The organism is Nannocystis sp., from assembly GCF_016714285.1.
Lineage (GTDB): Bacteria > Myxococcota_A > Polyangia > Nannocystales > Nannocystaceae > Nannocystis.
Genome location: NZ_JADJNN010000016.1, coordinates 212,681 through 231,755, shown reverse-complemented (window position 1 = coordinate 231,755; position 19,075 = coordinate 212,681). Strand labels below are relative to the sequence as shown.

General features: G+C 72.4%; 13 protein-coding genes and 2 pseudogenes. 8 read left to right on the top strand and 7 right to left on the bottom strand.

Annotated features, from left to right (window positions below; translation table 11 throughout):
- The first annotated feature begins 379 nt into the window (after window positions 1-379).
- Window positions 380-1,012, top strand: a pseudogene (locus IPJ59_RS25825) (ice-binding family protein).
- A 34-nt stretch (window positions 1,013-1,046) separates the two neighbouring features.
- Here the strand turns inward: IPJ59_RS25825 and IPJ59_RS25820 are convergent.
- Both IPJ59_RS25820 and IPJ59_RS38120 read right to left on the bottom strand, forming a co-directional pair.
- Window positions 1,047-1,649 carry a DUF4215 domain-containing protein gene (locus IPJ59_RS25820; protein WP_293273726.1) on the bottom strand — a complete coding sequence of 201 codons (603 nt, stop codon included), beginning with the start codon at window positions 1,647-1,649 and terminating at the stop codon, window positions 1,047-1,049.
- A gap of 16 nt (window positions 1,650-1,665) precedes the next feature.
- Window positions 1,666-1,923: pseudogene (locus tag IPJ59_RS38120) on the bottom strand (DUF4215 domain-containing protein); the annotation flags it as partial.
- A gap of 474 nt (window positions 1,924-2,397) precedes the next feature.
- Here IPJ59_RS38120 and IPJ59_RS25815 point away from each other — a divergent pair.
- Both IPJ59_RS25815 and IPJ59_RS25810 read left to right on the top strand, forming a co-directional pair.
- Window positions 2,398-5,523: a tetratricopeptide repeat-containing serine/threonine-protein kinase gene (locus IPJ59_RS25815; RefSeq protein ID WP_293273725.1), complete on the top strand. Its 3,126-nt coding sequence runs from the start codon at window positions 2,398-2,400 to the stop codon at window positions 5,521-5,523.
- A gap of 51 nt (window positions 5,524-5,574) precedes the next feature.
- Window positions 5,575-7,020: a Fic family protein gene (locus IPJ59_RS25810; RefSeq protein ID WP_293273724.1), complete on the top strand. Its 1,446-nt coding sequence runs from the start codon at window positions 5,575-5,577 to the stop codon at window positions 7,018-7,020.
- A 10-nt stretch (window positions 7,021-7,030) separates the two neighbouring features.
- Here the strand turns inward: IPJ59_RS25810 and IPJ59_RS25805 are convergent, their stop codons facing one another.
- Window positions 7,031-8,473 (bottom strand): serine/threonine-protein kinase, encoded by a 1,443-nt coding sequence (locus IPJ59_RS25805; RefSeq protein WP_293273723.1) that lies wholly within the window; start codon window positions 8,471-8,473, stop codon window positions 7,031-7,033.
- Window positions 8,474-8,608: 135 nt separating this feature from the next.
- Here IPJ59_RS25805 and IPJ59_RS25800 point away from each other — a divergent pair, with 135 nt between their 5' ends.
- Both IPJ59_RS25800 and IPJ59_RS25795 read left to right on the top strand, forming a co-directional pair.
- Window positions 8,609-9,454, top strand: a complete 846-nt coding sequence (locus IPJ59_RS25800) for an amidohydrolase family protein (RefSeq protein ID WP_293273722.1) — start codon at window positions 8,609-8,611, stop codon at window positions 9,452-9,454.
- Between the two features lie 33 nt (window positions 9,455-9,487).
- Window positions 9,488-10,015: a hypothetical protein gene (locus IPJ59_RS25795; RefSeq protein ID WP_293273721.1), complete on the top strand. Its 528-nt coding sequence runs from the start codon at window positions 9,488-9,490 to the stop codon at window positions 10,013-10,015.
- 51 nt (window positions 10,016-10,066) lie between these two features.
- Here IPJ59_RS25795 and IPJ59_RS25790 read toward each other — a convergent pair whose 3' ends face one another.
- On the bottom strand, window positions 10,067-10,687 hold the full coding sequence (locus IPJ59_RS25790; protein WP_293273720.1) for a hypothetical protein: 621 nt from the start codon (window positions 10,685-10,687) through the stop codon (window positions 10,067-10,069).
- Between the two features lie 146 nt (window positions 10,688-10,833).
- The gene (locus IPJ59_RS25785; RefSeq protein ID WP_293273719.1) at window positions 10,834-12,525 is read right to left on the bottom strand and encodes a choice-of-anchor Q domain-containing protein; all 1,692 of its coding nucleotides are present in this window, start codon (window positions 12,523-12,525) and stop codon (window positions 10,834-10,836) included.
- 348 nt (window positions 12,526-12,873) lie between these two features.
- Between IPJ59_RS25785 and IPJ59_RS25780 the strand changes: the two genes are divergently transcribed.
- The gene (locus IPJ59_RS25780; RefSeq protein WP_293262736.1) at window positions 12,874-13,716 is read left to right on the top strand and encodes a magnesium transporter CorA family protein; all 843 of its coding nucleotides are present in this window, start codon (window positions 12,874-12,876) and stop codon (window positions 13,714-13,716) included.
- Between the two features lie 65 nt (window positions 13,717-13,781).
- Window positions 13,782-14,681, top strand: coding sequence for a LysR family transcriptional regulator (locus tag IPJ59_RS25775; protein ID WP_293273718.1), 900 nt, complete (start codon window positions 13,782-13,784; stop codon window positions 14,679-14,681).
- 41 nt (window positions 14,682-14,722) lie between these two features.
- On the opposite strand, the gene IPJ59_RS25770 is transcribed toward IPJ59_RS25775, so the two are convergent.
- Window positions 14,723-15,067: a thrombospondin type 3 repeat-containing protein gene (locus IPJ59_RS25770; RefSeq protein ID WP_293273717.1), complete on the bottom strand. Its 345-nt coding sequence runs from the start codon at window positions 15,065-15,067 to the stop codon at window positions 14,723-14,725.
- Window positions 15,068-15,188: 121 nt separating this feature from the next.
- On the opposite strand from IPJ59_RS25770, the gene IPJ59_RS25765 reads away from it, so the two are divergent.
- Window positions 15,189-16,106, top strand: a complete 918-nt coding sequence (locus tag IPJ59_RS25765) for a 5'-nucleotidase, lipoprotein e(P4) family (protein ID WP_293273716.1) — start codon at window positions 15,189-15,191, stop codon at window positions 16,104-16,106.
- 34 nt (window positions 16,107-16,140) lie between these two features.
- Here the strand turns inward: IPJ59_RS25765 and IPJ59_RS25760 are convergent, their stop codons facing one another.
- Window positions 16,141-19,020: a carboxypeptidase regulatory-like domain-containing protein gene (locus IPJ59_RS25760; RefSeq protein ID WP_293273715.1), complete on the bottom strand. Its 2,880-nt coding sequence runs from the start codon at window positions 19,018-19,020 to the stop codon at window positions 16,141-16,143.
- Between the last annotated feature and the right edge of the window lie 55 nt (window positions 19,021-19,075).

Here is a 19,075-nt window from a genome sequence, read left to right as displayed (position 1 = left end):
CCCCGCTCAGCCTCACCGCGATCGTCCTGCTGTGCGCGCCGCCCTCGCGGCTTGCGGCGACGATGGCGGTCAAACAACGACGAGCAACGCCACCGGCGGCGGCAGCTCGACGAATGAGAGCAACTCGAGCGGGTGATACTCCCACGACCGCCAATCTACCGACCACCGGCGGCGGAGCCAGACCGGCGGCATGAGCACGACCAGCGAACCAGACCCAACCGAGGGCGGCGGCGCCACCGGGGACAGCACCACGAGCATTCAGCAGCGACCGGCGACGTGACTTCGACCGGCGACGCGGGCACCACCGCTGACACCAGCGGCAGCACTGGCGACCCGGTGGAGCCTGGCAGCCCTGTCGACCCGGGACCGCCGGCAATACGTGCTCCTCGCCAAGACGGGGATCTCCAACGTCCCCAAATCTGCCATCACCGGCGACCTCGGCGTCAGCCTGGCTGCCGCGACCTACATCACCGGATTCAACCTCATCGCCGATCCCAGCAATGAGTTCGCAACATCCACCCAGGTCAGCGGAAAGATCTGCGCGGCCACCTACAAACAACCCACGCCCACAAAGCTGACCTCGGCGATCGGCGACATGCAGCTCGCGTTCAGCGACGCGGCCTCGCGCGCGCCCGACGTCATCGAGCTCGGCGCCGGTAACATCGGCGGAATGGTCCTCCCCGCCGGCGTCTGCAAGTGGGGCACCGGCCTCTAGATCCCCAGCGACGTGACGCTCACCGGCAACGCGACCGAGGTCTGGATCTTCCAGATCGCCCAGGACCTGGTCGTCGCCAACGCCGTCGAGGTGACCCTGACCGGCGGCGCCGTGCCGAGGAACGTGTTCTGGCAGGTCGACGGCACCGTGAAGCTCGGCACCACCAGCCACATGGCGGGGCGTCGTCCTCAGCCAGACCGGCATCAGCATGAAGACCGGCGTTCGCTCGATGGCCGCCTGCTCGCGCAGACAGCCATCACCCTCAGCAGCAACACGATCTCCGAACCCGCCCCGTAGGCGCAGGCTCAGTAGTCGTAGCAGTCGTTCTGCGTCAGCGCGAGGCGGCGCACCTTGTCGCCGTCGTGGCCGCCGCAGTTGCCGGTGTACTGCCGCCGAGGTGATACCAGGTCGCGTTGCAGCCGGCCATCACGTACTCCATCGTCGACACCCAGCCCTTGCCGTCGAGGCTGCAAGTGTCGGCGTAGGGCGCGTGGCTGCAGCCCGACCACAGCAGCTTCTTGGTGTTCGCGTCCGCCAGCGTGATCGCCTGCGCCTTGTCGCTCGACCACATCCACTTGGTCGTGGTGCAGGTCACCGCGGTCCACTTGGGATTGTTGAGGCAGGCCGCGGCAACCTCCTTCTTGCACATCGCGCTACAGCCGTCGTTGGGGTTGACGTTGCCGTCGTCGCAATCTTCCACCCCGGCCTGGACCTTGCCATCGCCGCACTTGGCCGCCACGCAGGTGCCGAGGCACGCGTCCGTGTCGACCATGTTGCCGTCGTCGCAGACCTCGCCCGCCGCCATGTTCACCAGCCCGTCGCCGCACTTGGCCGCGCTGCAGTCCTTGTCGCAGAGCTTGCTCTCGCCCTTGTCGTCGCAGGTCTCGACCATCGCCTGAATGAACCCGTCGCCGCAGATGGCCGCCTGACACATCCGTGCACGCGTCCGTGTCGATCATGTTGCCGTCGTCACAGGCCTCGGCCGGCTGCTTGATGCCATCGCCGCAGCCCGGCAGCGCGCAGCCGTTGCTGCACGCGTCGTCGTCGACCTGGTTGCCGTCGTCGCAGCCCTCCCCGCCCTCCTGCACGATGCCGTCGCCGCACTTGGCCGCCACGCAGGCGCTGGTGCACGCGTCCGTCTCGACGTCGTTGCCGTCGTCGCAGGGCTCCACGCCCTCCTGCACGAGACCGTCGCCGCAGGCCGCCACAGGCGCTGGTGCACGCGTCCCGTCTCGACGTCGTTGCCGTCGTCGCAATCCTCGCCGGGGTCGACGTTGCTGTCGCCGCAGACCGGCCCCCGCGCCGCTGCTCGCCTCGCCGCCGCTGCTGGCGTCGCCCGTCGTCACGGGATCCCCCGTCGTCGTCGCCCCGGACAGCGAGGTCGGTCCAGTGCTCGTCTGGCCCTCGCCCGTCGTCGGCGCCCCGCCCGTCGACTCCGCACCGCCGGTCGCCGTCACCGGCACGGTCGTGAACGCCGAATCCGAGTTCGAGTCGCGCCCACCGCTGTCCCCGCAGCCCACGAGCACCACCAGCACCACCCCACTCCACCCCTATCCCCGTATTGCCATCGTCGCAGCAGACACCCACCGCCCAGCCCAGGCAAGGCTCCACGACCGACGCTCACTCACAATGCGCGCGAGCGCACCCACCTGGCGCGCCCCGCCCCGCTATACTCGCGGACCGTGGCGACCGCAGGTGGCGATGAAGCGGCGGCGACGCTGACACCCACGGCGACGACCGCGATGCTCGACACGCTGCGTCCAGCGCCCGTGCGCGCCGACGCCGTGACGGTCCACGAGCCCGGCGATCGCCCCGCCCCATCGCGTGACCCCGACGCCGAGCTCACGCGCGGCGACATGATCGGCCGCCACATCGTGCTCGAGCGCCTCGGCGCCGGCGGCATGGGCGTGGTCTACGCCGCCTACGACCCCGAGCTCGACCGCAAGATCGCCGTCAAGCAGATCCGCGGCCCGGGCCCCGGCACCAGCGACGAAGACCGCGCCAGCGCGACCCGCCTGCTCCGCGAGGCCAAGGCGATGGCCCGCCTCACCCACCCCAACGTCATCACCGTGCACGACGTCGGCATGCTGCAGGGCGGCCAGGTCTTCATCGCCATGGAGTTCGTCGACGGCCTCACCCTGCGCGCCTGGCAGCAGCGCCAGCCGTCCTGGCGCGAGACCCTCGCCGTCTACACCCAGGCCGGCCGCGGCCTCGCAGCCGCACACGCGGCCGGCCTGGTCCACCGCGACTTCAAGCCCGACAACGTGCTCGTCGGCCACGACGGCCGCGTCCGCGTCCTCGACTTCGGCCTCGCCCGCGCCGACAACCCGGGCGCCGCACCGTCGCCCGAACGCCGCGACCTCGCCGACCTCGCCTTCTCCCGCAGCTCCGTCATCGCCTCCGCCCTCGGCACCGCAGACCCCTCCGACCGCCTCACCCAGGACGGCGCCATCGTCGGCACGCCCGCGTACATGGCCCCGGAGCAGCGCCTCGGCGTCACCGTCGACGCCCGCGGCGACCAGTTCAGCTTCTGCGTCTCGCTGTGGGAGGCCCTCACCGGCGCGCTCCCCTTCGCCGGCACCAGCCAGCTCGCCCTCCTGGTCGCCGTGCGCAAGCGTCAGTTCACACCTGTCCCGAGAGACAGCAAGGTCCCGCGCAAGCTGCTGCGGGTGCTCGAGCGCGGCCTGGCGTCGCTGCCGGCCGAGCGCTGGCCGGACATGGCCGCCCTCCTGGCCGCGCTGGCCCCCGAGCGCGGCCGGACCCGCGGCCTCGCCGTGGCAGCCGCGCTCACGGCCGCCGCCGTCGGCCTCGCCATCGGCCTGTCCCGAGAGACAGATCTATCGACGCGCTGCCTCGGCGCGGCGGCCCGCGCCGCTGGCGTCTGGGACGACGAGGCCCGCGCCGCCGTCCGCGTCGCCTTCACCGCGACCGGCCTGCCCTACGCCGCGTCCGCCCGCGAGGCCGTCGAGGCCGACCTCGACCGCCACCTCGCCGACTGGCAAGCGATGGCCACCGACAACTGCGCCGCGACCCAGATCCGCGGCGAGCAGTCGCCCGCGCTGATGGACCGCCGCCTCGCCTGCCTCGACGAGCGCCTCGAGGAGACCCGCGCGCTCGTCCGCCTGTTCCGCGCCGCCGACGGCCCCGTCGTCGAACGCTCCGTCCACGCCGCCCGCTCCCTCACCCCGCTGTCCGGCTGCGCCGACGCAGCCGCCCTCACCGCCCCCGAGACCGCCCTCCCCGACGCCCCCGAGCCGCGCGCCGCGGTCGTCACCCGCCGCCTCCAACTCGCCGAGCTGCGCGCCCTCCTCCACGCCGGCCGCTATGCCACCGGCCTCGCGCTCGCACAGCCCCTCGCCGCCCAGGCCCACGACCTCGGCTTCCGCCCGCTCAGCGCCGAGGCCGACCTCCTGCTCGGCGCCTTCCTGTGCCGCGAGGGCCGCGTCACCGAGGGCAGCGCCGCGTTGACCGACGCGGTGTGGACCGCGACCGCGGTCAAACACGACAGCGCCGTGGTCGAGGCCACGCTCGAGCTCGTGTACTGCGTCGGGGCCCGCGGCGGCAAGCTGCCCGAGGCCCAGCAGTGGGCCCGCCACGCGTCGGCCGCGATCGACCGCGTCGGCCGCGATCGCGAGGCCAACTCGCTGCGCCTGCTCGGCTACCGCGGCCTGCTCGCGCACGACGCCGGCCACTACGACGAGGCGCTCTCCCTCACCACCCAGGCGGTCGCCGCCGCCGAGCGCCTGCACGGCCCCGACTCGCAGCAGGTCGCGACCTTCCTCGGCTACCTCGGCGGCAACTACCAACAGCTCGGCCGCTACCGCGAGGCGCTGCATCACCACCGCCGCGCCCTCGCTATCTCCGAGCGGGTCCTCGGCCCCACCCACCCGCGCGTCGGCATCGAGTGCCACAACATCGCCATGATCCTCGGCCACGTCGGCGAGTACGCGGCGGCCCTGCGCTACCAGGACCGCGACCTCGAGATCGCCCTCGCCAGCCTCGGCCCCGACCACCCCGACACCGGCCTCTCCTACACCAATCGCGGCACCCTCCACACCGAGGCCGGCCACGCCGCCGAGGGCCTCCGCGACCTCGAGCGCGCCGACGCCATCTACGCCCGCAGCGTCACCGACGAGCACCCCGACCGCATCGCCCTCGACAACAACATCGGCGCCACCCTCCTCGACCTCGGCCGCCTCGACGAGGCCGAACCCCACCTCCGGCGAGCCCACGCCGCCACCCTCGCCAGCCTCGGCCCCGACCACCCGACCATCGCATACAGCGAACAGACCCTCGGCCGCCTGCTCACCCTCCGCGGCGACTTCGCCGGCGCCCGCGCCTACCTCGACCGCGCCATCGCAATCCGCGAGCACGCCTTCGGCCCCGAACACATCGACGTCGTCGAGGCCATCGTCGGCCTCGCACAATGGTGGGAGCGCCAGGGCCGCTGCGACGAGGCGCTGCCGCTGCTGCGCCGCGGCCAGCACTCGCTGCGACGCCTGCTCCCCGCCGATCACATCTACAACCTCCTGCTCGACGGCCAGCTCGCCCACTGCAGCCCCCCAGGCGACCCCGAGCGCCTCGCCGGCCTCGAGCGCTCCGTGGCTCGCCTGCGCCGCGGCGGCCCGCCCCGCGAGCGCGCCGAGCTGAGCCTCGACCTCGCCGACGCCCTCGTCCACAACGGCCAACCCGCCCGCGCCCGCACCCTCGCCAGCGAGGCCGTCGCCGTGCTCGCACCCACCGGCCCCGGCCACCAACGCGAACGCGAACGGGCCGCACAATGGCTCGCCACCCACCCGGGCCCGTAGCGCTGCGCACCGGTGGACCGGGCGTCCGCGACCGTGATAAGCGTGCGAACAATGTCGTCCGCCGCGCCCCACATCTGGCAGCCCATCGCGGGACTGCCCGATCCAGCCGCGCTCGCCTCGCCCGACGTCCGCGCCTTCACCCACATGTGGCGGCGACAGCGCGCGCGCATGCAGGAGTTCGACGTCCTCGCCACCTTCCAGGAGCGACTCGCCCGGAAATGGAGCATCGAGACCGGCGTCCTCGAGCGGCTCTACGACCTTTCTCGTGGCCTGACCGTCACGCTGATCGAACAGGGCTTTCATGCCAGCCTGGTCAGCCATAAAGACGCGACGATGTCCGGCGATCGCCTGGTCGAGATCCTCGAGGATCACCGCCAGGGGCTCGCGCTGGTCATGGACCTCATCGGTCAGACGCGCCCCTTCAGCGTCGGGTGGATCAAGGATCTCCACGCGCTCCTGACCCGGCACCAACAATTTACGGACGGCATCACGACCGCCGGGCAACATATCCAGGTCCCGCTGCTGCGAGGTGCCTACAAACAGCACTCCAACAATCCCACCAGACCCGACGGCACGGTCCACGAATACTGCCCCCCAGAGCACGTCGCTTCTGAAATGGATCGACTCATCGAGCTCTATCACGTGCTCCCTGACGACCTGCCCGAGGTCCGCGCCGCGTGGCTCCACCACCGATTCACCCAGATCCACCCCTTCCAGGACGGCAACGGTCGGGTCGCCCGCGCCCTCGCCAGCTTCGAGTTCATCCGCGCCGGGCTCTTACCATTGCTGGTCGACCGCGACGACCGCGACGGGCGCTACCTCCCAGCGCTCGAGGCCGCAGATCAGGGCGATCTCCGGCCCCTGGTGACCTTCTTCGCCGACTGCATGAGCCGCGTCCTGCTCCAGGCGAGCGCAGAAGCCGAGGCCGTCACCAGCAGAAAGGCCGATCTCGCGGCGGTGCTGCGCGCCGGTCGCAGAAAGGTCGAGGCTCGCAACAGCCAGACTCGCGAAGGCTCCTCGAATCGGATCGCGGTCCTGGCCGGCGGCCTTCGCCGTCACTTCGACGCGCTCTGCGCTCAGATCCAGCGCGAGGTCCCGGACACCCGGGCGAACGTCTTTGTCCCGGCCGCGGATCAAACGCACTGGTTCCGTTCACAACTCGTCGCGCTCGCGCGAAGGAACAACTACTGGCTGGACTTCTCGGCCCCTCGCACCTGGATTCGCCTGCGCCTGCAAACCGCGTCCGCCCAGACCGACATCGTGGCCTCGCTCCACCGCCTGAGCGGGGCCGTGGGCGGCGGCTGGGTGATGGACGCGTTCCTCCAGCACGGCGCGGCGAACCAGGGCGAGGGCGATCAACCGGAGCTGGTCTTCCTGGACATTGATCCGCTGCTCCTGAGCTTCGAGGAGCCCGAGGCGACCCAGCTCGCGCGCGTGGAGACCTGGCTCGATCGCCTCACCATCCTCGCCACGGCCCAGTGGATCCACTTCCTGTAGCGCGGCCCGCTCACGTGTCGGTCGGCGCCGCGCGGCGCCAGCCGTGGATCGTGACGGCGAGGGCCAACAGCCACGAGCTGGAGATCAAGTAGGGCGAGCCGTCGTATTCGATGACCAGCGCCACGGGGATCAGCAAGATCGGGACATTGAGCCAGATCCGCGGGGCTCGCAGCATCGTGGCCGCGGTCGAGTATGCGGCGACGAAGGTGAGAGATTCGACGCACAACATGGCGACGACCCCGAAGCCGGCGCGCCACAGGACCAGGCGTTGGACGCAGCTCAGGACCATCATGACGATGCCGAGGATGATCAGCTGGCGCTGTCGGGTGGGTCGATCGCGGCGCAGCAGCAGGGCGAGGATCGGCACGCCCACCAGGGCGACCACCGCGGCGAGGCGGATGTGCTGCACCGGTGTGACGTCGGCCGGCTTGTCCCACAGGACCTGGACCACTGCCATGACGGTCAGCGAGAGGACGAGCATGCCGACGCCGATCCACACGCCGATGCGGCCATCGCCGAGGGTGAGGTGTTCGCGGCGAGCGCGGGCGAGCTGCTCCAGCAGCTCGCCCATCGAGGCCCAGCGGGCGGCGGGGTCGGGCGCGAGGCCGCGGACGATCGCGGCGTGCACGGTTTGCGATATCTCGGGGCGCAGCTGGGTCGGGCGAATGCGGCCGGCGATCACGTTGCCGGAGAGCTCATACAGGGTCTCCCCGGCGAACGGGCGCTCGCCGTACAGGGCCTCGAACAGCGCGGCGCAGAAGCTGAACTGATCGCTGCGCGCGTCGACCGGGGCGCCTTGGTGCTGCTCCGACGACATATAGGCGGGCGTGCCGAGCAGCACGCCCGTGCGGGTCAGGGGCGAGCTGAGCAGGCTGATCTCAGGCAGGGGCCCCGATGGCCGCGGGATGGCGCCGTCGCTGAGCGAGTCGCCGGCGCGGGCGAGGCCGAAGTCGAGGACGCGGGTGCGGCCATCGACGCCGACGATGACATTGCCGGGCTTGAAGTCGCGGTGGACCAGGCCCGACTCGTGGGCGGCGAGCAGGCCGCGGCCGGCTTGCAGGAATACCTCGAAGATCGCGGCGACATCGCGGGGTTCGGCGGCGAGCCAGGCGGCGAGGGTGGGGCCCTCGACGTGCTCCATCGCCACGAAGATCTGACCGTGGCTCTCGCCGATCTCGTAAATCTGCACGACATTCGGGTGGGACAGGCGGGCCAGCGCCTGGGCCTCGCGCAGCAGGCGGGCGTGGTCGGTGGCGTGCAGCAGCTTGACCGCCACGCGTCGCTCGAGGCGCTCGTCGTAGGCCGCATAGACCACGCCCATCCCGCCCTCGCCGAGCCGGCGGAGGATCGCGAAGTGGCCGACCTGCTTGGCCTCGAGGTCGGGCAGCACGGGCTCCGCGGCGGGCTCCCGCGTGAGCCCATGGGATGCGCGCAGGGTCGGGTCGATGATCATGAGCCGCGGGTCCGCCCGGGCGCGGCACCAGGGCCATACTGGCGGCACCCACGACGGCGCACAAGCTCGCGGCCGGGGCGCGAATTTCGTCGGCACGCTTGCGCCCGGCGCACGACCTGAAGTACTCGGCCAGGCATGACCATCGACGTGTGGATGCAGCACCCGACCGTCCGCCTCGCGCAGCACGAGATGCTCGCCCCGCTGCGCCGCTGGACCGGCATGGAGGCCCCGAGCGAGGAGCTGCCGATCGCCATGACGATCGCCGCCATGGACGCGGCCGGGGTCGAGCGCGGCCTGCTGAGCGCCTGGGTCGCGCCGGAGGGCCCGCTGATCAGCAACGACGAGGTCGCCGGCTTCGTCGCCGCCCACCCGGACCGCCTCGCTGGCGTCGCCGCCGTCGACCTGCGCGACCCGGTCCGCGCCGTCCGCGAGCTGCGGCGCTGCATCCGTACCCTCGGCTTCAAGGCCCTGCGCGTGATCCCCTGGCTGTGGGGTCTGCCGCCGAACGACCGCCGCTACTATCCGCTGTACGCCGAATGCGTCGAGCTCGGCGTCCCGTTCTGCACGCAGGTCGGGCACACCGGCCCGCTGCGCAGCTCCGAGACCGGCCGGCCGATCCCCTACCTCGACGACGTCGCGCTCGACTTCCCCGACCTCGTGATCGTCGCAGGGCACATCGGTTATCCGTGGACCGAGGAGATGATCGCCCTGGCCCGCAAATATCCGAATGTCCATATCGACACCTCGGCCTACACCACAAAGCGCTATCCGCCGGAGCTCGTGCGATACATGCAGCGTGACGGCCGCCGCAAGGTGTTGTTCGGATCCAACTATCCGATGATCCTCCCGCACCGGGCCCTCGAAGACCTCGATTCGCTGGGGCTCGACGCCGAGGCCCGGGCCCTGTTCCTCGCCGACAACGCGCGCCGGGTGTTTCGCCTCGATGACAACGGCGCTGCCCGCGACCGCCCGGCAGCATGAGCCGGGGCCGCGATGCTGTTATGCTCCGCCCGCATGCGCGCCCGCAGCCCCGTCGCCGCCCTCGCTCTGGCCCTCGCCACCCTGGCCAGCCTCGCCTGCGCGGGCCAGCGGCCCGCCCCCAGCCCGGCCCGGGCGAGCATCGACGCCAGCCACACCTGGGCCCGCCTGCTGCACGGGCTGCCCGGCACCTGGACGGCGAGCAGCGAGCGGGGCCCCGCGCTCGAGGTCAGCTATCGCCTCGTCTCACGCGGCTCGGCCCTGCTCGAGACCTTCGGCGCCTCGCCGGCCGAACAGACCCTCAGCGTGTACCACCCCGACGGCCGCGGCCTGATGCTGACGCACTACTGCGCGCAGGGCAATCAGGTCCGCCTGCGGGCCAGCGAGGCCAGCGCCGAGCGCGTCACATTCACATATCTCGACGCGACCAATGTCGGGCCCGGCCAGTCGGTCATGCACGAGCTGGTCTTCGTCCTCGGCCCCGACACCCTCGATCGCACCGAGGTCTACCGCGCGCAGGACGGCAGCGCCGAGACCAGCGTGCTCCACTTCGTGCGCCGCTAATACCTCGATATTTGCGACCTGGCGCCGCCGATCGTTCACGAGCCGCCCAAGCTAGCGGGCAGCGGCGACGCAGATCAGGCGCAGGCATTGATCGCAGGGGGTGTCGCCCACATATGCATCGCATCCCGGGTGACAGGTCGCCGAGCACGACGTGCGCACCCAGGTCACGCCCTTCGTGCCGCCGTTCGAGAAGCACTCCGAGTCCTGGTCCGTGACCTGCACCCACCCGCGCAGACCGACGCTCGCCTCCTCGATCCATCTGCCCTCGACGTCCCACCCGCCCTGATAGTGGTGCTCGATCCAGCTCCAGCCCGCCCCGAACTCCTCCGCGCAGCGCTGGGTGCCCCAGTCCTCCGAGGCGATGTCGACGCCCTTCACGCAGTCCTTGGTCATCGCCAGCTGCGCGAGCGCGAGGCACTCGCCGCCGGTGCTGGCCATCACGTCCGTACCCCCGCTCGCGCCGGTCGTGGTCGCATCGCTGCCTGTGCTCGCGTCGGTAGTCGCGCCCGTGGTGGTCCCGCCTGGCCCGCCGGTCTCACCGCCGGTTGTTACCGCGGGCCCGGAGGTGGACGACGCGCTCGCGCTCGCGTCGCTCGTCGACGTCCCGCCCGCGTCGACGAAGCAGCCGGCGAGCGCGAGGACCGAGACGAAGCGCGGCGATCGGTTGAACACGGCCGAGTATCGCCGCCCGTCCGTGCGCCCGCAAGCACGACACGCCGCGGCCCGACACGTCGCTGCGAGGCGCCTTGGTCCGGCGAACGTCGTATACGCTGTCCCCGACCCCGATCAGCGCCCCGTGCTGCCCAAGACTCGCGTGCTCACGGCTGCAGCTCGTACGCTCCCGCGTCACACAGGCCCGAGCGCGGTAGGCCGCGCTGATCGAACTCCGGGCAGTTCGGCGCAACGTCGACGGCCGGGCTGCCCGGGCCGAGCGCCATCGTCCGCGTCGGGCCGCCGTTGTCGGCCAGCGGTCCGAGCTGCGGGTCGGCGAATACCACACCGGCGGCACAGGGCGTGTCGGGGTTCCCGTTGTTCTTGATGTCCGGCCACTGGACATTGCCGCCGCCGTCCTGAAAGGTCTCGTGGCAGGCCAGCGCGCTGAATTCGTTGGCCGTGCTGTTGTCCGCCAGGACCACGTTGGTGAGCGTCACCGTGCCACCCTCGCCCTTGAAGAACACCGGGCCATAATCCGCGCTGTTGCCCGAGAAGGTCGAATTGCCGACCGCGACCACGCCATTGCCGGCCCACAGCGCGCCCGCGTTGCCCGGCGTGCTGTTGCCCGAGAAGGTACAGTTGCTGACCTCGGCGTCGGTGCCCCCGCCGAGGAACAGCCCGCCCGCGTGCGCGTCGGTGTGGTTGTCCGCGAAGGTCGAGTCGACCAGCCGCAGCGGCACCCCCTCGTGATACACGCTGCCGGTGCCGCCGCCCGGGCTGCCCGCCATATCGTTGGCGATGAAGCTGCAGCGGTCGAACAGCGCCCCGCCGCCCTCGAGGTTGTACGAGAAGAAGGCGCTGCCGTGGACCTTCGCGTGGTTGGCCGTGAACTCGCTGCCGCAGATCACGAAGTCGACCGGCGCGTCGATCCACATCCGATCGATATAGAGCCCCCCGCCGTTGCCGTACTGTCCGTCTTCGCCGTAGGTCGTGGCCGAGTTCTCGCGAAACACGCTGTCGACGACCCGGAGATTGGTGCTGCGGCTGAGCACCGCGCCGCCGGTGGAGCCGCTGTTGCCGATGAAGCTGCATCCGGACAGCAGCGCCTCCGTGAGCCCGCCGGCATAGATCGCGCCGCCGCCGACGTCGTGGTCCTGGCTCGCGCTATGGTTGTTCTCGAAGGTCGTATCGATGACCTTCAGCGTGCCAAACCACGGGTGGAGGATCCCCGCGCCGCTCTCGTCCGGGCTCCCGGCGGCCACGAAGCCGTCGCGGATCGTCAGGCCCTGCGCGACGAAGTCGACGTAATGATCGAGCTCGATCACGCGGACGGCGTTCCCCCCGCTCAGCGTGATCACCCCCGCGCCGTCGATGATCGTCGGCTTGGCCACGAACAGCGAGCTCGTCAGCGTAAAGCTGTGCGCCCCGCCGCAGGCGAAGGTCAGAGTGCCGCCCGCGCCCGCGTTGAGCTGCGCGACGGCGTCGTGCAGCGCCTGCTCGCTGCACGACGCCGGGCTGCCGTCACCGACCACCTGCACCGGTTCGATATGCGCGACCGGCTCGAGGCGCCCCGCGCAGCCGCTGCCCGGCACCTCGCCGGTGTCGCCGCCCGTCGGGTCGCCGGTATCGTCGCCGGTCGCCGTCGCCGTCGCCGTCGCCGTGGCGGTCGCCGCTCGCCGTGCCCTCGCCGTGCCCTCACTCGCCGCCCCGCTCGTGACGCTGGCCTCCGTGCCGCTCGCGGCGCCCGTATCACCGCTGGCAGCGTCCCCGCTGGCGCTGACGTGGTCCGCGTCCCCGCAACCGAGCCCAAGCACCACAACCACGAGCACTGCCCCCACCGACCGCATACGCACCATGGGCCGCATCGTACCCGATCCGCGGCCGAGGCCCCGGGCCGCTCGCGGCTCGACATCGACCGCGCCGCCCGCCCGGCGTTGCCGAGCACTCCGGCTCGCCCGCCCCCTTCCTCCTGTGGCAGGTGAGCGCCGAGCTCACCGAACTATCTACATACAGACCATCGGCCCACATACAAACCATCCCCGGCTGACACTCGACAATCCGCCTGGGCCGCTGCAGGTCGCGAATCGCCGGGCGACCGCGCCAGCGGCCCCGGCCCGAAGCCGAGTCCGCCACCAGCGCTCGTTCCCTCGCCGCCCGCCCGCCAGGGCTTCTCGCGGCCCGCGTCTGGCCCGATACTCACCGCCATGACGAGCCCGATCCCCCACACCTGGCAGGTGCCCGAGGTCTTCCGCGAGCGCATGGGCAACCAGGCCGGCCGCCAGCGCTGCATGACCCACGGCGGACACCTGCTGGTGATCTTGCACGAGCTCCCGGACCCCGAGACCCCGCAGCGCCGCGAGGCCCGGCTGTACTGGCGCACGCCCGACGGCACCTGGAATTGCAGCAGCGGCGGCCCGCCCGGGATCGCCAGCCTGCGCGCGCACGTCGAGACCTTCGTCGAGGCCGCCGCGCGCCTCGAGGCCCTCACCGACGAGGCCGACAGCGCCGACGACTGGTTCCACCTCGTGCACGACGCCGGCCCGCTGCTGCGCGGCACTCGTAACCTCCACCGCACGCTGCAGGAGGCCCGCGACGCGGCCAAGGACGACCGCGCCCTGATCTCCGTCCGCGACCTCGCCGGCGACGCCGAGCGGGCCTTCGAGCTGACCCACGCCCACGCCCAGGAGGGCCTCGACTACACCATCGCCCGCCGCGCCGAGGAGCAGTCGCGCGACGCCCAGCACATGCTCGAGGCGGCCCACCGCCTCAACATGATCGCCGCCGTCTTCCTGCCCGTCACCGCGGTCGCCACCCTGCTCGGCATGAACCTGCGCCACGGCCTCGAGAGCTGGCCCTCGCCCTGGACCTTCTGGGCCACCCTCGGCCTGTGCTTCATGTTCGGCCTGTGGATCAAGGCCTCGATGCCCCGACCTCCCGCCCGCGAGCCCGCCGAGGCCCGCACCGCCCGCGCGCCCGCCAAGCCCACAGGCAAGCCCGCCAGCAAACCCGCCAGCAGCAAGTCGTCGGGCGGCCTCAAGGCTCGCTGAGCCCCGCCCGCGCCGCACGACCTGCGTGACGCTGCCGAACGCGCGGGTGTACGCTGACCGCGGCCATGGACCTCGAAGAATTCAGGGCCTTCATCGCGGTGGTCGAGACCGGCTCGTTCCTCTCGGCCGCCACCAGCCTCAACGTCGCCCGCGCCACCCTGCGCCGCCGCGTCGACGCGCTCGAGGCCCGCGCCGGCGTGCCGCTGCTCGAACGCAGCGCCCGCGGCGTCGTCGTCACCGAGGCCGGCGCGCTGCTGGCCACCCGCGGCCGCCACGTGCTGCAGGAGGCGAGCTCCCTGATCGCCTCGGTCCGCGAGATCGGCCGCGAGCCGGTCGGCGTGCTGCGCGTCGGCGTGCCCGTCGGACTACCGCCGCACGGCGTCACCCCGCTGATCGCCCTCATCCACGCCAACTACCCGCGCCTCGCGATCCAGATGCGCCACATCGACGACCCGCTCAGCGACCACCTCGACGACCTCGACGTGCTGCTGCACCTGGCCCCGGTGTCACCGCCCGGCAACTGGCTGTCCTACGAGCTCCTGCGCATGCGCGAGTGGCTGATCGCCAGCCGCGACTACCTCGACCGCCGCGGCACCCCGACCAGCCTCGACGCGCTCGCCGGCCACGACCTGCTGGCCTGGACCGCCCCCGGCGAGGACGGCCACCTGTTGCCCCTCCTCAGCGGCGAGCCCGTCGAGATCGACCCGCTGCTGGTCTCGCCGGACGTCCACTTCCTGCGCCAGTGCGTCCTCGCCGGCATCGGCATCGGCTTCATCCCCGACGCCCAGCTGCCAGACCCCGGCGTCGAACCCGGCACCCTCGTGCCGATCCTCCCCGAGCTCGTCGGCCGCGAGCGACCACTGCACATGCTCGTGCCCGCGGCGCTCGCCGGGCTGCCCAAGCTGCGCGCGCTGCTGCGGCACATCCAGGCCTTCGTCGCCAGCACCGTGCCGCCGCTGGGCTGACGCCGCGGTGTCGGCTCATCGGGCCGCGGCTGGGTCTCGGCTCACCGGGCCCCGGCCGCGGAGATCGGGCAACCATCGCCGTCGGCCCGGCCGTCGCGGACCTCGGGCACCGTGGGACAGCGGTCATAGCGATCCGAGATGCCGTCGCCGTCCGTGTCGACCACGGGACAGCCGTCGCGCAGCGAGCCCGGCTGGGTCGGACAGCGATCCGATCCGTCCGGGACGCGATCGCCGTCGCGGTCGATCGGCGTCGTGATCGACTTCGGGCGCGTCACGGGACCACTCGTCGCACGCAGCGGCACCGGCTGTTGCTGCTGCTGCGGCGGCGGCGAGTGAGCGCACCCGAGGATGAGCAGAGCGGGGAACAGGAGACGGCCGGGACCCATGGTGCCGCGACCGTAACACTTCAGCCGCGTCCTGCGTGCGCCTCGCCGACGCTCCGTCGATCGTTCGCGACAAACTCGTCAGTGGCGGTCGGCCCGGCGATCGCGGTAGGCTGCGCGCCCGATGGTACGCCTCTCGCTGCTCACGGTCCTGCTGCTCGCCACCGCCTGCGAGGCCTCGCCCGCACCCGTGGCCCCCGCGCCCGCGACCCCCGCGCCCGCGACCCCCGCGCCCGCGACCCCCACGCCCGCCCCAGAGGCCGCACCCGCCAACACCCGCACCGCCCTCCACGACGGCCTGAGCGCGACCGCATGGTTCCAGACCAGCGCCGAGTTCGAGGCCGCCGCCCTGCAGACCTACAACACCGCGACCCACGCCCTCGATCGGGCCCTCGCCGACAAGCGCTGGACCGCCGCGCTCGAGCAGGACGGCAAGTTCGCCAAGTTACCCCCCGCGATCATCGTCGACGTCGACGAGACCGTGCTCGACAACAGCGCCTATCAGGCCCGCCTCATCGCCGACGGCGCCGAGTTCGACAAGGAGACCTGGGCCGCCTGGGTCGGCGAGGCCAAGGCCACCGCGATCCCCGGGGCCCGCGAGTTCCTCACCGCCGCCGCCAAGAAGGGCGTGCGCGTGTTCTACGTGTCCAACCGCGACGCCGGCGTCCAGGCCGAGGACACCCGCAAGAACCTCGCCGCCCTCGGCTTCCCCGACGCCGACGACCTGGGCACCTTCTACTTCCGCGACGACAGCAAGGGCTGGAAACAGAAGTCGCCCCGCCGCCGCGAGATCGCCAGCAAGCACCGCGTCGTCATCGTCGTCGGCGACAACCTCTTCGACTTCGTCGAGGAGGACAAGCCCGCTCGCGACCGCCGCGCCGCCCTCGTCACGGAACACAGCGCGTGGTGGGGCGCCCGCTGGTTCGTCGTGCCCAACCCGATGTACGGCTCGTGGGACGAGGCGCTCATCGCCTACGACGCCCGCCAGCCCTCCGCCGACAAACAGCGCCTCCGGGTCGCCGCCCTCGACCCGGCCCGCTGACGCCGCGGCCGCCCACAGCACAGGCTCAAGCGCCTCAGCGCTTCCGGCTCGTCACGAGCTCCAGCGTCACCCCGCGCGCCAGCTCGAGACGCAGCGAGACCCCCGCGGGCACCTCGACCAGGGTGTCGTACAGCGACCGCTTCGCGCCGCGCACGTCCTCACCGTCGACCGCCACGATCTCGTCCCGCACCTGCAAGCCCGCCGCCGCCGCCGGACCCCCGTGCCGCACCGTCGCAACCTTGAGCGGCGCGAGCTGGGCGTCGACCCCCGGCTTGCCGCCCATGAGCGTGAACCCCAGATCGCCGCGCGCCTCGCCGTCGCCGATCCTCCGCCGCGCCACCCGGATCGGCGGCACGTCGATCGTGCGCCGGTCCGGCGGCACCTCCACCCCGACCCGCGTCGTCCCGTATGGACCCGGCCGCGCACCGGGCGTCCCGACCGTCACCCACACCAGCCCCACGGGCACCCGCGACAGCTCGAAGCGACCCGACTCATCGGTGATGATTCGCGTGTCCGACGCGATCCCCCGCACCGAAGCACTCGCCACCTCGAGCTCCGGCACCGGCCGCCCCTCGAGATCCAACACCGTCCCCCGCAGCGTCGTCGCGCCCACCAGCTCGAGCCGCAGCCCCGAACGCTCCTGCCCCGCCGTGAACTCCAGCGCCTGCGTGAGCGCCCCCTCCCGCGCTTGCACGCGCAGCTCGTAGCTGCCGTGCGGCAGACCACCGAGAGCCCACGCCCCCGCCGTGCCAACAAACTCGTCGCCGCGACGCTGCCCCGTGCCGACCTCGACCAGCTCGATCACGAAGGCCCCCGGCACCCCGCCGCCCGGCAACACCACCGTGCCCGTGACCCGCCCGCACGGCGCCAGCGCCAGCGTCAGCGCCGCGCCCGGTCTCACGTGCTGCCGCCGCGCCTCGCCGCCGCCGATCCGCCGCGCGACCACCGTGTAGCTCGCCGCAGGCAGCCCCGCGAGCGCGAAGCGACCCGCGACATCCGTGAGCTGCGGAGCCCGAGTGTCGTTGCGAAGCAGCCCCGCCGCGCCCACAGGGCCCCCAGTCTCGGCGCGGGCCTCGACCAGCGCACCCGCGATCGACCGCCCGTCCGCGTCGCGCAGCACCCCCGTGATCACCCCCGTCGCCGCCGCGCTGACCAGCTCGATCGTCGCGGTCCGACCACCACGAATCGACACCCGCGAGCGCCGCGATAACGCCAGCGGCGCGCCGCCGAGGCTCGCACCCAGCGTCGAGCTGCCCACCGCCGCGGTCGGGAAATGAAACCCGCCGTCGTCGCCCGTGACCGCCCGCTGCTCGCCCCACGCGGTCCGCAGCGACAGCTCGGCGCCCGCGATCGGCCGCGCCTTCGGATCTCGCAGCTTGCCGCGCAGCTCACCGGTCGCCGCCAGCGCGACCCGCAACCCCGGGGGCTCCGCTGCCCCGATCTCCACCGCCACGGCCGCGTCGGGCATGGTCCGCTGCGCCTGCGCGACCGGCACGATCGCATATTTGCCGGCCAAGAGCCCGCGCAGCCGGAACCGCCCCGCCTCGTCGCTGACCGCCGCGGGCGGGTCGCTCGTGGTGCCCGCTGCGCGGGCCACCAGCCGCACCCCCGGCACCGCGACGCCGCTCGCATCGACCACCACGCCGGTGATCGAACGCCCATTCGCCACCTCCCACGCCTGGTCGAGGATATCCCGCTCGCCGACCGTCAACAGCGGATATCGCTCCGCCGCGATCGCCCCCTTGCACGCGATCGTCACGGCATATGTCCCGGGTAACAATCCCCGCAGATGCACGAGCCCGCTCGCCTCGCTGCGGTCGTACACCTCGCGTCCGGTGGCCAGGTCGCGCAGGCGCAGCGAACCATCGTCGCACAGCTCCCCGCCCGCGCGGACGATGTGCCCCTCGACGAACACCGCCGCCTGCAGCGAGATCGTCAGCAGCGGCGATGGCTCGCCCAGACCCAAAGAGACCTGCTCCGCCGCCATCCCGAACCCATCGTCGGTCTCGACCTCCGGCTTGTACACACCCGGCGCCAGCGCGGCGAATTCGAAGTGCCCCGCCGCGTCCGTCTGCGTCAGCTCGCCGCCCCGCTGCGCCCGCACCCACGCGCCCTCGACCGGCTCGCGGTCGACGCCCAGCACCTTGCCGCGCAGCAGCGAAGCGGGCGCCAGATACACCGCGAATGTGTGCGCCTCGCTCGCCCCGCGGGCGCTGCCCGCCACGTGCCCCGTCGCCTGCGCGACCACCGTCACCACGCCCGGTCGCACCCACAGCACGAATTGCCCGTCCACGCCGGAGCGCCCCCACGCCCGCGGCGAACCATCCTCCGGCTCGCCGCTCGCGACCCACGCGTCCGCGATCGCCTCGCCCCGCAGATCTCGGACGACCCCGCGGATCTCCACCCCGCCGCGCTCCAGCGTCACGTCGATGTCCTGCCCCGCGCCGCCCGGCCGGAGATCGATCGCCCGGCGGCGCACACCCGCTTGCAGGTGCACATGCTCGCCCGGCAGATAGCCCGCAGCGCTCGCGCTCACCCGCTGACGCACGCCGAATAGATCGCTCAGCCGATAGCTCCCGTCCGGTCCGGTGCTCGCGCAGCTCGGCCAGCGCGTGTCGCTCGCGCCGAGCAAGGTCGAGCTCGCCGTGGCACACACCATCGCCCCCGCGATCGGCCTGCCGCCCGGGTCGCGCACCGCCCCCGCGATCGTCGCCCGCTCGCGGCGACGCGACTCCGGCGGCGACTCCGGCGGCTGCAGGGGCGCGGCCATCGGCGCCTCGATCTTCACCGCCAGGTCCTCGCCGCCGCCGTGGGTCCCGGGCCCGTCGGAGTTCCACTTGAACCACATCACCGCGCCGACCACCCCGGCCAGCACGAACATCGCCACCACCAGGCCCAGGTGCTCTCGCCGCATTTGCACGCTCCAACTCGTGGCCCGCGCCACCGATCATTCCTGTCCCAGCGAACAG